Raw genomic sequence first — 13,762 nt, forward strand, 5'->3', positions numbered from 1 at the left:
GTTGGAAAAACTAGGCTGCGGCCATCAACGTGGTTGGGGGTCCTCGTCATCGTCGTCCTCGTCGACGCGGCTGCCGCTCGGCACGAACTACAAGGGTTGGTGTCGGTAGGAGATCGGCCCCGCATTCGACAACGTCCACCTTGCCAGCCCCCAGTCGAGTTAGGGAAGCGCGATCACGAGAAACTTCCTCGGCCGCACTCGTTCCCTTCAACGCAAGCATTCTTCCATGCTCGTGAACCAACGGCATCGACCACTTCGCCAACTTCTCGAGCGGCGCGACGGCGCGCGATGTGACGACGTCTGCGCCGCCGGCTTCCTTGATCACTCCGGACTCCTCGGCTCGGCCGCGGACGACGAGTACATCGAGAGCGTTCGATTCCACGAACTCGGCCAGGTATACCGATCGCCGCAGCAGAGGCTCGACGAGAGTGATCCGAAGATCTGGTCTCGCAATCGCCAGAGGTATGCCGGGGAGTCCTGCCCCGCTACCGACGTCGACCACCGATTCGCCCTCACCGATCAGTTCGCCGAGCACGGCACAGTTGAGGATATGACGCTCCCAGAGACGCGGTACTTCACGCGGGCCGATCAGGCCGCGTTCCACTCCGTCGCTCGCAAGGGATTGGTAGTAGCGTTCTGCGATGTCGAATCGGTCGCCAAACACTTCGTGGGCCGCAGCGAGCTCGTCCCAACCATTCGGCCCGAGGCCATTCTGTTCCACGTGAAACATCCTCCGTGAACATCGCGAAATCAACAAAAGCGGATCGCTTCATTATCCGCCCCTCGGCGCGGATTGTTCGACTAACCCCCCAGCAGTTCGGTGTGCGTCTTCCCTCACTTCTGGTTTCGCGCGGTTCCAAACGGGGTTGCGGTGGGGGAGGGGAGGGGTTCACGCGTTCGACTTTGGAATCACTGCCGAGTTTCACGTGAAACTGAAGGGCGGACTTTGCCCGTCACAGTGACGGAACGGTCGCGGGTCACTACATGGTGCGCCGCGAGGAGAATTTCGGCCGTTTCACGTGAAACACGGATCGCTCGAGACACTCGTATGAATAGCCGGAGTGGGCAGTTAACCCAGCCCGCACGAACTAGCGTTGACGCAGCGACACCAAACCAAAGTCTTTTCACGAGAACTGAGGAGAGAGCTATGCCCGCCGCAACTCAACAGACCATCGTTCCGAACATCTGGTCCAACTCGGTCGCCGAGGAACAGGCCTCGTTCTACGCCGACACGTTCCGTGACTGTTCTTTCGAGATCTCCGCCCGATACCCCGAGCACGGACTTCCCGAGTTCCAACAGGGGATGGCCGGCAAACCTGTCACTGTCGACATCTCACTCGCCGGCACCCAGTTGGTACTCATCAATGCGGGACCGGAGTTCGAACCCAACCCCACCGTCAACCTCATGCTCAATTTTGATCCGGTTCTCTACGAGGACGCGAGCAAGTACCAAGACGAGGTGTTCGCGAAACTGTCCGACGGAGGCATCGTCATGATGGGGTTGGACGCATATCCCTTCAGCGAAAAATACGCCTGGGTCCAGGACAAGTTCGGGGTCAGTTGGCAACTCATTCTCACCAACCCCGAGGGGTCGCCACGGCCCTTCGTACTTCCCTCGCTCATGTTCTGTGGGGCCGCGCAGAACAAATGTCGCCAGGCCGTGGAGAGCTACATCGACCTGTTTTCGAACTCGGGGTGGGGCACCGTCGCGGAGTACCCCCAGCCAACTGGTCCCGCCGTAGCGGGATCGATCATGTTCTCGGAATTCCAACTTGCCGGACAGTGGTTGACCGCCATGGATTCGGGTGCCGATCAGCCCTTCGATTTCGGTGAAGGAATGTCACTCATGATCTCCGCGGACGGACAGTCGGAGATCGACCGCTACTGGTCCGCCCTGTCAGCTGTCCCCGAAGCTGAGCAGTGCGGATGGTGCAAGGATTCGTACGGATTGAGTTGGCAAGTGGTGCCTGCCAACATGGACGAACTCATGACTCGACCGAACGCGTACGAGCACATGATGCAGATGAAGAAATTGGAGATCGACAAGTTCTGACGACGCCAGCGATACCAACTGTCACTGTGACGAAACAACCTTGGGTCAGAGGTCGGGGAGAAACAGGGGTGTATCGGGCGATGATTCGGTCTTGGCGCCCAAGCGAGAAGGGAGGGGTCGGTTTCACGTGAAACCGAGCATCACCAAAGACGAGACGCGGGGCCCAGGAAGAAATTCCCGGACCCCGCGTCTTCGGCTGGGGGAGTCGAAAGATCAGTCCTTCAGGACGACCACTCGTCGTTGCGGTTCGGCACCTTCGCTCTCGCTCGACACACCGTCGACAGCAGCCACAGCATCGTGGACGATCTTTCGTTCGAACGGAGTCATCGGACGGAGCTCTTCACGTTCACCGCTCTCGAGAACTCGCTTCGCGGTGGCAGTGCCGAGCTGACTCAGCTGGGCACGGAGGTTCGCTCGCCATCCCGCGACATCCAACATCAGCCGGCTACGTTCACCGGTCGACTGCTGGACAGCCAACCGTGTCAGCTCCTGCAGCGCGTCGAGCACCTCACCCTTGCGGCCGACCAGCTTGCTCAGGTCGTCTCCGCCATCGATGCTCACGATTGCACGATCGCCCTCGACATCGAGGTCGATGTCACCGTCGAAGTCGAGTACGTCGAGCAGTTGCTCCAAGTAGTCCCCGGCGATCTCGCCTTCCTCGACCAAGTCGTCATCGGCATCGGTCTCGACGTCGGCGCTCACCGCATCGGTCTCGACTTCTTCTACTGCGGTATCCGGCTCACTTGCCATGAGGTTCACTTCTCCTGAAAATCAGCGCCGCTTGCGCTTGTTGGACTTGCCGCGATTCTGCTGGGGACGGTTCTGCTTCTGCTTCGCCTGCTGTCCCGAGTTCTTCTTGGGAGCCGACTTGTCGGAAATCTCCGTGCCAGACGAATCGGTGACTTCACTGTCGGCGACATCGGCGGCCGAGGATCCTCCAGCCCGAGACGCCTTCTTCTTCGTCGGGTCCGGGCGGGCGCCGGGCTTCGGCGCATTGTCGGTACGACGCTCGATTGCAGCGGCCTTCTTCTCCTGTTCCTCCGCATCGATCCGGCGGAACACGATGTGCTGCTGTGCGTAGGTCCAGACGTTGTTACTGACCCAGTAGAGAAGAATTGCGATGGGAAGGAACGGACCACCGACGAGAACACCGAGCGGGAACACGTACAACGCGAGCTTGTTCATGATCGCCGACTGCGGGCTGGCCGCAGCTTCCGGACTCTGACGCGCAACCGACGCCCGCGAGTTGAAGTGTGTCGCGATGCTGGCGATGATCATGAGCGGTACGGCCACGACCGCGATGTTGAGAACAGTCGGAATCGGACCGTAGCTGGCGAAGGCTTCGAGCTGTGCCTTCGGCATCGTGATCCACGCGGAGATCGGCGCGCCGAAGAGTCGGGCACTCAGGAACGATTGAACATCGTCGACACCGAAGAAATAGTTGGGTGTGTTCGCGTTCTCCTCGACCGACATACCGAGCTGTCCGAGGCCGGTGCCCGTGCGGTTGAACGAGCGCAGAACGTGGAAGAGACCGATGAACACAGGTGCCTGCGCGAGCACCGGGAGGCAACCCATGATCGGGTTGAAGCCGTGCTCCTTCTGCAGCTTCTGCATCTCGAGAGCCTGCCGCTGACGGTCACCCGAGTACTTCTTCTGCAGCGCCTTGATCTGCGGCTGCAGTTCCTGCATCTGCCGCGTGGTCCGCACCTGCTTGACGAACGGCTTGTACAGAAGCGCACGCAGCGTGAAGACCAGGAACACCACGGACAGTGCCCAGGTGATTCCGCTACTCGGGCCAAGGAAGGGTATGGCACCGAAAATCTTGTGCCATACCCAGAGAATTCCGGATACCGGATAGTAAATGAAGTCGAGCACGGCTCTATGTACTCCTCTGTTCGTCCACGTTCGCCGGACAGCTTGGGTGGAAACTTCCGCGACCGTCGCGGCGGGCTGGGACCGGATCCCATCCACCAGAGTGCCAGGGAGCACACTTTGCGAGGCGCACCACCGTCAAAAACAGGCCCTTGATCGCTCCGTGAGTTCGTAGGGCCTCAACCGCGTACTCACTGCACGTGGGCATGAATCTGCAGGTGGGCAGCCTCAACGGAGACACATAGGTGCGGTAGAGCTCGATCCCGAAAATCAGTATGCGTGCAGGAATCATCCGCAGGGACGACAGTTCGAGTGCGCTGGTCATACCGATTCACTCACGGATTCGAGGAGGTTCATTCGTTGTAACAGGAGCTGGATCTGTTGCTCGAGTTCACTACTGCCGGCCGTCGCCGCACCCGGAAGTGCTCTGATCACGATGTCGGTACCTTCTGGAACCCGATCGACGAGACCGATACAGATATGACGAAGCCGGCGTGCGACTCGATGTCGAATCACCGCCGGCCCGACAGCCTTGCTCACGACCAACCCGAATCTGGGACCGCCGACTCTGATCAACTCGTCCGTCGTCGCGTGGTCGAAGGCGTGCACGACTACGTCGCGTCTACCACTTCTCCGACCGCGCTTGACCGTCGACGAGAAATCCGAATGACGACGCAGGCGGTTCGGCTCAGGCAACATCCCGAGCTCCCGATCCCAGTAACGGGATCAGGCTGTGAGAGATGCGCGGCCCTTACGACGACGTGCACCAACGATTGCACGACCCGCACGGGTCCGCATACGAAGACGGAAGCCGTGAACGCGCGCGCGGCGTCGGTTGTTCGGCTGGAACGTCCGCTTGCCCTTGGCCACGGTCAACACTCCTCGAAGTTCATCGACGCCTCCCGGCGTCATGGATCTAGCGATTACGAAATTGCTTACCCGGCGGTATACGAGGACCGGCGGCGGCTGCACGAAGCCAGCGCTCACCGGTCACCTCACCAAAGGGTGACTGTTCGAGAGTACTTACCGCTCTCGATCAGGTCAAACTCGCTCACCGGCGACTTCTCACCGAATCAGCCGTCGAAGACAATACCCGACACGCCGAAGACGACCGAATGCTTGCCACCGGCCCTCGATTGTGCCGATCGGCTGCTCGAAACTGCTGTGAAGTTGCCGACACCTTGCTAGCGTCTTCCGCATGGTCTTGCCGATGAACCCAGATCGAGAGACGACGCCTCGTAGTCACCGATCTCATCAGCCGATTTCGACCCATCCATCCACAGGGCATCGATGGTGCTCTCTGCGGTCCCCACTCCGGTGTGGTTGACCCACCTTTCTCGACGTTCCGACCGGTGGTCACCGGTCGCGTCCCATGATCTTCCAACCTGTTTATGCAGGTAGAACGATCGAAACGCGCATTCACCGCACTGCGCGGCTCCGTTTCCCTCCCCGCGGCCCAGTTTGTCCACATCTGTGGATAATTGTGTGGAAATACTGATCAGGTGGCATATTCGTATGCCGGTGAGGGGTCGACCTCTGGCCTCGAACGCCCGGAAACCGATCCGGGACCGAACCCACCAGGGAGGAACTACGTGAACGAGGATCCGAATGCGCTGGCACGGGTCTGGGTCGACGTTGTCGCGGAGCTCACGTCTTCGAATCCCGGTGGAGATCTCCCCCCGTTGAGCCGCGGCCAGAAGGCTTGGCTCGCGTTGGTGAAACCGCTCACTCTCGCCCAGGGTTTCGCACTGCTGTCGGTCCCGTCCTCGTTCGCGCAAGAAGCGATCGAGCGCGATCTTCGGGAACCCATACTGCACGCGCTCGGACGACACCTGGGTGAACAGGTCGAAGGACTCGGCGTGCGTATCGCCGCCGCCACCAACGACCCGGAGCCGGTAGAAGAGTCGTCTGCGAGTACCGACAGCGGAGTCGACGATCCCACACCGCGTGCGCACCCGGACGCCGACTCGAGTCGCCGTCGGCGCTTCGAGCCGGGCACCTCGAGTTCCGGCTCGTACCGCCGCCGCACGTTCGGCGATCTCGAGGGTGAACCGTCCGATTCGGAACTGTCGGATCAGGAAGAGGTGGACGACGAGAGCGAGGCCCTCGCCAGCGTTCACGAGTCCTGGCCTTCCTATTTCACGAAGCCGCCCGCCGGGCCGATCACGAACTCGAGCGGTGCCGGCAGCCTGAATGCGAAGTACACCTTCGACACCTTCGTGATCGGTTCGTCGAACAGATTCGCTCACGCCGCGGCCGTCGCCATCGCCGAGGCCCCGGCACGCGCCTACAACCCGCTGTTCGTGTGGGGCGCGTCCGGTCTCGGTAAGACACATCTATTGCACGCGGCCGGTCACTATGCGCAGCGGCTGTTCCCCGGCATGCGCGTGAAGTACGTCTCGACCGAGGAATTCACCAACGACTTCATCAACAGCCTCCGTGACGACCGGAAGGTGGCGTTCAAGAGGCGATACCGGGAGACGGACGTCCTGTTGGTGGACGACATCCAGTTCATCGAGGGCAAGGAAGGCATTCAGGAGGAGTTCTTCCACACCTTCAACACCCTGCACAACGCCAACAAGCAGATCGTGGTCTCGTCGGACCGTCCGCCGAAGCAGCTGGCCACTCTGGAAGAACGCCTCCGCACCCGGTTCGAGTGGGGTCTGATCACGGACGTTCAGCCGCCCGAACTCGAGACCCGAATCGCCATTCTCAGCAAGAAGGCCAGGATGGACCGCCTCGAGGTGCCGTACGAGGTCCTCGAGTTGATCGCCAGTCGCATCGAACGCAACATCCGTGAGCTCGAGGGCGCGCTGATTCGTGTGACTGCTTTCGCGTCCCTGAACAGGCAGCCCCTCGACCTCACACTCGCCGAGGTCGTCCTTCGCGACCTGATGCCCGACTCCTCGACCGTCGAGATCAATGCGGCGACGATCATGGCCGTCACCGCCGAGTACTTCAACATGTCGATCGACGATCTCTGTGGTCCAGGTAAGGCGCGACCACTGGCGCAGGCTCGCCAGATCTCCATGTACCTGTGCCGCGAGCTCACCGATCTGTCGCTTCCGAAGATCGGCCAGACGTTCGGCAGGGACCACACCACCGTCATGTATGCGGACAAGAAGATCCGCAAGGAGATGACGGAACGTCGTAAGGTCTACGACCAGGTGCAGGAGCTCACCGCTCGCATCAAACAGCGTTCCAAGCGCTGACCGGTCTCACTCGTCGTTCACGGCCGTTCCTCGGGGTTCTGCTCGAGGAACGGCTCGAGGTGCGCCCTCTGAGGGGTACCTCGAGGCCCGTCTCGAGATGGCCTTTCTGATTCGAGTTCGCGACACACCGCGACGACACGCCGCTCATCGTGCCTGCAAGAAAGCACTCACACCTGTGGACAACTGTGGGGATGAGGTGGAATTCCTGTGGACCGGCGGGGGACAAACTCGAACAACCTCGAGTAGTCCACACGCGCCCGAAAATCGTCCTCGAGTTCGTCCTCGAGTTCTCCCCATGTTTGCATGGGCGTCGACCTGTGTTTACCGGTGTTGCTCCACAGATTCCACAGGACCTAATAGTACTTCTGAAATTTCCCTCTAAGAACATCTTTCAAAACAGCGTTGGGGACGGAGTGCGTTCACAGGCCGATTCGCCGTCCTCGAGAACGTGCTCGTTCGGCTTTCAAGATCGCCCTCGAGGGCATACGGTTATGCATCGCTGCTCTGTGCAAGACTGCAGTTCTGCGGTTGGGGTCTCCTGAGTCTGCAACCGCGCTGGAACAATCGTGCCTACCGAGAGGAACCACCCGGCGATGGAGCTTGGAAGCCTGAAGTTTCGCGTATCCCGGGAAGAGTTCGCTGATTCGGTTGCGTGGGTCGCGCGCAGCCTTCCGTCCCGGCCGCCGGTGCCGGTTCTCGGCGGGGTGCTTCTCGATGCGTCGGAGCAGTTTCTGACCGTCTCGGGCTTCGACTACGAGGTGTCGGCTCAGGTTCGTGTCTCGGCCGAGGTCGGAAGCGTCGGGCAGGTGCTCGTCTCCGGCAAGCTCCTCGCGGACATCACCAAGTCGCTGCCCAACAAGCCGGTCGACGTGGTCCTCGAGGGCACTCGAGTACTCATCAACTGCGGAAGCGCCAAGTTCTCCTTGCCGACGATGCCGGTCGAGGACTACCCGCAGTTGCCCGCACTTCCCCAGCAGACCGGATCCATCCCGGCTGACCTGTTCTCGGAAGCGATCAGCCAGGTCGCGATCGCAGCCGGCAAGGACGACACCCTCCCGATGCTCACCGGTATCCGGGTCGAGATCGAGAAGAGCACGATCGTGCTCGCCGCCACCGACCGTTTCCGTCTCGCGGTTCGTCAGATCGAGTGGATGCCCACAAGTGACGAGACGACCGCAGCTGTCCTCGTGCCTGCGAAAACCCTCTCGGAATCCGCCAAAACACTTGCAGGAGATGCGAATTCACCTGTCGAGTTGGCCCTGGGTTCCGGCAGTGCAGTCGGAAACGACGGTTTGCTCGGCATCGTGAACGACGGTCGCCGCACCACCACCCGGTTGCTGGACGCCGAATTCCCCAAGTTCCGTCAGCTTCTCCCGCCCTCGCACACGGCGATGGCCACCGTCGAGATCTCGCCGCTGATCGAAGCGATCAAGCGCGTCGCCCTCGTCGCCGAACGTGGCGCACAGGTTCGACTCGAGTTCACGACGGAGGGCCTGATGCTCTCGGCCGGCGGCGATGATGCGGGCCGGGCCGAGGAGGGCCTCGACGTGGTGTTCAAGGGCGAGCCCCTCACCATCGCTTTCAACCCTGGCTACCTGATCGACGGGCTTTCGTCGCTGCACAGCGAGCACGTTCTGTTCGGATTCACCACGCCCAGCCGCCCTGCGGTTCTGCGGCCCGCTACGGAAGAAGAGCCCGAGTCGGACGAGTCCGGTTCGTTCGCCGCGCCGGAAAGCGAATACACCTACTTGCTGATGCCGGTGCGACTGCCTGGCTGATCGACGAAGAAACCACACTCACGAGCGGACGGAGATCACGGTGCAGATCGGATTGGTCGGACTCGGAAAAATGGGTTTCAACATGCGTGAGCGTCTGCGCGCGCACGGCCACGAGGTAATCGGATACGACCCGCGTCCCGAGGTCACCGACGTGGCGTCTCTGTCCGAGCTTGCCTCGGCGCTGGCCGCTCCGCGGGTGGTGTGGGTGATGGTTCCGGCGGGAAAGATCACCCAGGACACCGTCGAGGAACTCTCGAGAGTCCTCGAGCCGGGCGACCTCGTGATCGATGGTGGTAACTCCCGGTACACGGACGACAAAGCACACGGCGAACTTCTCGCCACGAAGAGCATCGGATACCTCGACTGCGGTGTGTCCGGCGGAGTCTGGGGTCTCGAGAACGGCTATGGGCTCATGGTGGGCGGTTCGGAATCCGATGTTGCACGGGCACTTCCGATCTTCGATGCTCTTCGCCCCGAAGGCGAACGAGCCGACGGATTCGTTCACGCGGGTCCGGTGGGTGCAGGTCACTACGCGAAGATGATTCACAACGGCATCGAGTACGGCTTGATGCAGGCGTATGCGGAAGGCTACGAACTTCTCGACGCCGAAGACCTGGTCACCGATGTGCACGGCGTACTGCGTGCGTGGACCAAGGGCACCGTCGTCCGGTCCTGGTTGCTGGATCTGTTGGTGAAGGCCCTGGACGAGGATCCCGAGTTCAGCGAGATCTCCGGTTACACAGCGGATTCCGGCGAAGGCAGATGGACTGTGCACGAAGCGATCGACCACGCCGTTCCCGCGCCGGTCATCAGCGCCGCGCTCTTCGCGCGTTTCGCTTCACGCCAGGCGGATTCGCCTGCGATGAAGGCGGTTTCGGCGTTGCGTAACCAGTTCGGTGGGCATGCTGTGAAGCCTGCGGAAACCGATTCTGGATCATAGGTGTTCGTACGCGCGCTCTCGCTCCGGGATTTTCGTTCGTGGGATTCGTTGAGGATCGATCTGACACCGGGGTGCACCGTTTTCATCGGCCCCAACGGTCACGGAAAGACCAACATTCTGGAGTCCGTGGGCTACCTGTCGACCCTGTCGTCCCATCGGGTGTCCAGCGACGCTCCGATGATCAGGACCGGTCGCTCGCAGGCGTTCGCTTCGGCCACCGTGGTCAATTCGGGCCGTGAGTTGTCGATCGATCTCGAGTTCAACGACGGCAAGTCCAACCGCGGCAGAATCAATCAGTCACCCACACGGCGGCCTCGTGAGATTCTCGGGATTCTGCAGACCGTGATGTTCGCCCCCGAAGACCTGTCGCTGGTCCGTGGCGATCCGGGTGATCGCCGCCGTTTTCTCGACGAGCTGCTGTGTACTCGGCTTCCTCGAATGGCTGCGGTGCGTGCGGATTACGACAAGGTTCTGCGGCAACGGTCGGCGCTTCTGAAGACAGCGGGCGGCGCCCTCAGGCGCGGTTCCAGAAGCGAGGACGGAGCGAGTGCTCTCGCGACGCTCGATGTGTGGGACGGGCATCTCGCCACTCATGGTGCGCAGCTTCTGGCCGGCAGGCTCGGACTGGTTCACGAGCTCGCGCCGTTCGTGTCCGATGCATACCGGTCGCTGGCGCCGGCCTCCCGCCCGGCACGGATTCGCTACCGCTCCAGTCTCGCTGCTTCCCTTCCGCCCGAGTATCTCGATCCGGCTCGCCGGCCGGAACCCGACGATCATGTGTTTCTTCGGGAGAAGTTCGTCGACGAGCTCGAGGCAATGCGTTCCAAGGAGATCGAACGCGGAGTGTGTCTGGTCGGACCGCACCGGGACGATCTGGAACTCGAGCTCGGTGACACACCTGCGAAGGGATTTGCGAGTCATGGTGAATCCTGGTCGTTCGCGTTGTCTTTGCGCTTGGGAGCGTTCTCGCTGCTGCGTTCGGACGGTACGGATCCGGTTCTGCTGCTCGACGACGTGTTTGCCGAACTCGACCGGTTTCGTCGGCAGGCCCTGGCGAAGGTAGCGGTCGATGCGGAGCAGGTGTTGATCACCGCTGCGGTGCCTGAGGATGTTCCGGAGGAACTGCATGCAACCCGTTTCACTGTCGAAGCGCACGACACGGAGGCTGGCCGTGTTTCCCGGATAACGGCCACATCGGACGCGACGAAGGAGATACCGGGCGATGAATGAAGATCCTGACGCCAAGTCACCGGAACCCGAGCTCAAAGGTGTCGATCTCGCTCGCCGTGCTCTCGAGGAGGCCCGTGCCGCTGCCAAGGCCAGTGGACGGTCCGTCGGGCAGGGAAAGCGCTCCGGAGGGGGCATCCGCAGTCTCCGCCAGCGTCGTCGCAGGGGTTGGTCGGGCGCCGGCCCGGACGACCGGGACCCGCAGACTCTGGGCTCGCTCGCGAAGGCGATTTCCAAGCAACGTGGCTGGTCGCAGCATGTTTCGGAAGGTACTGTCATCGGCCGCTGGGTGGAGGTGGTCGGTGAGGACATCGCGGCTCACGCGGAGCCGACGAGTTTGCGTGAAGGTGTACTGAGCATTTCGGCCGAGTCCACGGCCTGGGCGACTCAACTTCGGATGATGCAGGCCAACATCCTCGCCAAGATTGCCGCTGCGGTCGGAGATGGAGTGGTCAAGAGTTTGAAGATCACCGGACCGACTGCCCCGAGCTGGCGAAAGGGTGAGCGTCACATCAGGGGGCGCGGTCCGCGGGACACCTACGGATAGACCCACTAGCTCTACCTATTACTCAGTGTTACAGTTAACTCTCACAAAGGGTGAACTGTGTCACAGACATCGTGTGCGGTGTCGACGAGGAGTAATGCCATGACGGCGTCAACCGAGCCGACGAAAGCGTCGAGCGAGCCCGACCATCTGGTGCTGCAGGCACGAAACGTCGAATTCGACTGGTCGAACCTGCCCATGCACTGGATTCCGGGTGATCCGTTCAGTACCCATGTGCTCAACGTCCTGCATCTACTGCTCCCCGCGGGCGAGGAGTGGTTCGTCGAGACGTTCAAGGAAGCACTGCCCCACATCGAGGACGAGCAGCTCCGTGAAGATGTCATCGGGTTCATCGGGCAGGAAGCGATGCACGCCAAAGCTCACACCGGGGTGCTCGATCACCTGAAGGACAACGGCCTCGACCCGACGCCGTTCACCGACCAGATGCACTGGACGTTCGACAAGATTCTGGGGCCGAAGCCGCTGACAGGACTGCGCGCCAGAAATCACCTCGTCGAACGTCTGGCGCTGGTTGCGGCAATCGAACACATCACCGCCTTCCTCGGTGACTGGGTTCTCAATGCGGACGGCCTCGACCGTGCCGATATCCATCCCACGATGCTCGATCTCCTGCGCTGGCACGGTGCGGAGGAAGTCGAGCACCGATCGGTGGCGTACGACGTGATGCGCTACTTCGACAAACGTGAATTCAGGCGTATCCGAACGCAATTGGTGGTGACTCCGGTCATCGTCTGGTTGTGGGCGCGCGGTGCCCGTTACCTGATGCGAAACGATCCGGAACTCGCGAACTGGGCCCCGCATCGACGCAAGCCGCACTGGTCGGACTTCTACGCGGCAGGCAAGCGTGGCGTGCTGCCGACCGGGCGCGGATTGGCGCTTCGCATGTCGACCTACTTCTCACGGTCCTATCACCCGAGCAACGAAGGCTCGACTGCGCAGGCCGTGCAGTACCTGGCCGTGTCACCAGCAGCACGGGCGGCATCACGATGATCGTTCCGAAGGTGCGTGATCTACTCGCTCCGATGCCGAAACACGAAGCGCCCATGGATCTCAGGGGTTTGCCTCGTCGCGACCGTGCGATGCGTCTGACTCAGGTGGTCGCCGACAAGTACCTGCGCCTGCTCACCGCTTACGAATACAGCCCGGAGTTCGCCGGCCAAAACCCGATACGGCTCTGAATCTCGTTCTCGCAGAACGTGAAGTGGTGGCCGAGGACGAAGACGTCGTGTGCTTGCGATTCCGAGCCGTGGACGGTGCGGAACTTCCACGCTGGCAACCGGGATCGCACATCGACTTTCACCTTCCGTCCGGGCGGCGCCGACAGTACTCCCTGTGCGGTGATCCCTCGGCTTCCTCGACGTACACCGTTGCGGTGCGGCGGATTCCGGATGGTGATGGCGGATCTCTGGAAATGCACTCGCTCACGGAAGGGGATGGGGTCACCATTCGCGGTCCCCGCAACGGGTTCCCCTTCGTCGGCCAGGGCAGTGCACTGTTCGTTGCCGGAGGAATCGGGATCACGCCCATCATCGCCATGGTCCGGGCGGCGCGTTCCCTCGGAATGGATTGGCAGCTGGTGTATTCGGGGCGTTTCCGCGACTCCATGCCTTTTCTCGACGAGATCGAGGGATTCGAGTCCGACCGGGTGTTCGTGCGTCCCGACGACGAGTACGGCCTTCCCGCCACCGAGGATCTCCTGAGCCGTGCCCCCGATGGTGGTGCGGTGTATTGTTGCGGTCCGAATCCCATGCTGGATGCAGTGCGGAAAGGGTTCGCCGGAACGCGCTCCGCAGCATTGCATTTCGAGCGTTTCGGTGAGCCGCCGATCATCGCCGGCCAGGAGTTCGAGGTGCAGTTGGTCAGCACGGGTGAGGTGCTCACGGTGCCGCCGGACGACAGCGCGCTCAACGTGGTCAAGAAAACCCTTCCAGGGGTGGGATATTCGTGCCGCCAAGGCTTCTGCGGGACGTGCCGAGTGCGAGTTCTCTCGGGAACCCCGGAGCACCGCGAGACCCGACTGACGAGCGAAGAGCAAAAGGACGAGATGCTGATCTGCGTGTCGCGTGCAGACGGCGGACGCCTCGTTCTCGATCTGTGAGCACAGTTCTGTGAGTA

At 61.6% G+C, this 13,762-nt stretch carries 13 protein-coding genes and 1 pseudogene; 8 read left to right on the forward strand and 6 right to left on the reverse strand.

The genetic code is table 11. The features are described 5' to 3' along the window. Positions 1-46 precede the first annotated feature (46 nt). The gene (gene rsmG / locus ACFWO3_RS18040; RefSeq protein WP_378580236.1) at positions 47-730 is read right to left on the reverse strand and encodes a 16S rRNA (guanine(527)-N(7))-methyltransferase RsmG; all 684 of its coding nucleotides are present in this window, start codon (positions 728-730) and stop codon (positions 47-49) included. A gap of 417 nt (positions 731-1,147) precedes the next feature. Between rsmG and ACFWO3_RS18045 the strand changes: the two genes are divergently transcribed. Then, positions 1,148-2,053 carry a VOC family protein gene (locus ACFWO3_RS18045; protein ID WP_378580238.1) on the forward strand — a complete coding sequence of 302 codons (906 nt, stop codon included), beginning with the start codon at positions 1,148-1,150 and terminating at the stop codon, positions 2,051-2,053. 213 nt (positions 2,054-2,266) lie between these two features. Here the strand turns inward: ACFWO3_RS18045 and ACFWO3_RS18050 are convergent, their stop codons facing one another. From ACFWO3_RS18050 to rpmH, 5 genes are read right to left on the reverse strand one after another with little or no spacing between them, the layout of a single operon-like run. Further along, positions 2,267-2,803: a protein jag gene (locus tag ACFWO3_RS18050; protein WP_378580240.1), complete on the reverse strand. Its 537-nt coding sequence runs from the start codon at positions 2,801-2,803 to the stop codon at positions 2,267-2,269. Positions 2,804-2,824: 21 nt separating this feature from the next. Then, a complete protein-coding gene (gene yidC, locus ACFWO3_RS18055) occupies positions 2,825-3,928 on the reverse strand; it encodes a membrane protein insertase YidC (RefSeq protein ID WP_378580242.1) in 1,104 nt (367 codons plus the stop codon). A gap of 4 nt (positions 3,929-3,932) precedes the next feature. Continuing rightward, a complete protein-coding gene (yidD, locus tag ACFWO3_RS18060; RefSeq protein WP_378580244.1) occupies positions 3,933-4,250 on the reverse strand; it encodes a membrane protein insertion efficiency factor YidD in 318 nt (105 codons plus the stop codon). After that, positions 4,247-4,624, reverse strand: a complete 378-nt coding sequence (gene rnpA / locus ACFWO3_RS18065; RefSeq protein WP_378580246.1) for a ribonuclease P protein component — start codon at positions 4,622-4,624, stop codon at positions 4,247-4,249. The genes yidD and rnpA overlap by 4 nt, the downstream gene beginning before the upstream one ends. A gap of 27 nt (positions 4,625-4,651) precedes the next feature. Next, positions 4,652-4,795, reverse strand: coding sequence for a 50S ribosomal protein L34 (gene rpmH / locus ACFWO3_RS18070; RefSeq protein WP_378580248.1), 144 nt, complete (start codon positions 4,793-4,795; stop codon positions 4,652-4,654). 722 nt (positions 4,796-5,517) lie between these two features. Between rpmH and dnaA the strand changes: the two genes are divergently transcribed. The 7 genes and pseudogenes from dnaA to ACFWO3_RS18105 all read left to right on the forward strand — a co-directional run bounded on the left by dnaA (position 5,518) and on the right by ACFWO3_RS18105 (position 13,745). Beyond that, the gene (gene dnaA / locus ACFWO3_RS18075; RefSeq protein WP_378580250.1) at positions 5,518-7,137 is read left to right on the forward strand and encodes a chromosomal replication initiator protein DnaA; all 1,620 of its coding nucleotides are present in this window, start codon (positions 5,518-5,520) and stop codon (positions 7,135-7,137) included. 593 nt (positions 7,138-7,730) lie between these two features. Continuing rightward, a complete protein-coding gene (dnaN, locus tag ACFWO3_RS18080; RefSeq protein ID WP_378580252.1) occupies positions 7,731-8,915 on the forward strand; it encodes a DNA polymerase III subunit beta in 1,185 nt (394 codons plus the stop codon). Between the two features lie 40 nt (positions 8,916-8,955). Beyond that, positions 8,956-9,855, forward strand: coding sequence for a phosphogluconate dehydrogenase (NAD(+)-dependent, decarboxylating) (gene gnd, locus ACFWO3_RS18085; RefSeq protein ID WP_378580254.1), 900 nt, complete (start codon positions 8,956-8,958; stop codon positions 9,853-9,855). Then, complete coding sequence (recF, locus tag ACFWO3_RS18090; RefSeq protein ID WP_378580256.1) at positions 9,856-11,085, forward strand: DNA replication/repair protein RecF; 1,230 nt, start codon at positions 9,856-9,858, stop codon at positions 11,083-11,085. Beyond that, positions 11,078-11,629: a DUF721 family protein gene (locus tag ACFWO3_RS18095; RefSeq protein WP_378580258.1), complete on the forward strand. Its 552-nt coding sequence runs from the start codon at positions 11,078-11,080 to the stop codon at positions 11,627-11,629. The genes recF and ACFWO3_RS18095 overlap by 8 nt, the downstream gene beginning before the upstream one ends. 99 nt (positions 11,630-11,728) lie before the next feature. Further along, complete coding sequence (locus ACFWO3_RS18100) at positions 11,729-12,637, forward strand: metal-dependent hydrolase (protein WP_378580261.1); 909 nt, start codon at positions 11,729-11,731, stop codon at positions 12,635-12,637. Then, positions 12,634-13,745 (forward strand): annotated as a pseudogene (locus ACFWO3_RS18105) (PDR/VanB family oxidoreductase). The gene ACFWO3_RS18100 and the pseudogene ACFWO3_RS18105 overlap by 4 nt, the downstream one beginning before the upstream one ends. The last annotated feature ends 17 nt before the right edge of the window (positions 13,746-13,762 follow it).

This window comes from Rhodococcus sp. NPDC058521, from assembly GCF_042719695.1.
Classification (GTDB): domain Bacteria; phylum Actinomycetota; class Actinomycetes; order Mycobacteriales; family Mycobacteriaceae; genus Rhodococcus_F.

Excerpts from the sequence above, each read along its gene's own strand:
- rsmG (WP_378580236.1), bottom strand. The coding sequence starts at position 730 with ATGTTTCACGTGGAACAGAATGGCCTCGGGCCGAATGGTTGGGACGAG.
- ACFWO3_RS18045 (WP_378580238.1), top strand. The coding sequence starts at position 1,148 with ATGCCCGCCGCAACTCAACAGACCATCGTTCCGAACATCTGGTCCAAC.
- ACFWO3_RS18050 (WP_378580240.1), bottom strand. The coding sequence starts at position 2,803 with ATGGCAAGTGAGCCGGATACCGCAGTAGAAGAAGTCGAGACCGATGCG.
- yidD (WP_378580244.1), bottom strand. The coding sequence starts at position 4,250 with ATGACCAGCGCACTCGAACTGTCGTCCCTGCGGATGATTCCTGCACGC.
- rnpA (WP_378580246.1), bottom strand. The coding sequence starts at position 4,624 with ATGTTGCCTGAGCCGAACCGCCTGCGTCGTCATTCGGATTTCTCGTCG.
- dnaN (WP_378580252.1), top strand. The coding sequence starts at position 7,731 with ATGGAGCTTGGAAGCCTGAAGTTTCGCGTATCCCGGGAAGAGTTCGCT.
- ACFWO3_RS18095 (WP_378580258.1), top strand. The coding sequence starts at position 11,078 with ATGAATGAAGATCCTGACGCCAAGTCACCGGAACCCGAGCTCAAAGGT.
- ACFWO3_RS18100 (WP_378580261.1), top strand. The coding sequence starts at position 11,729 with ATGACGGCGTCAACCGAGCCGACGAAAGCGTCGAGCGAGCCCGACCAT.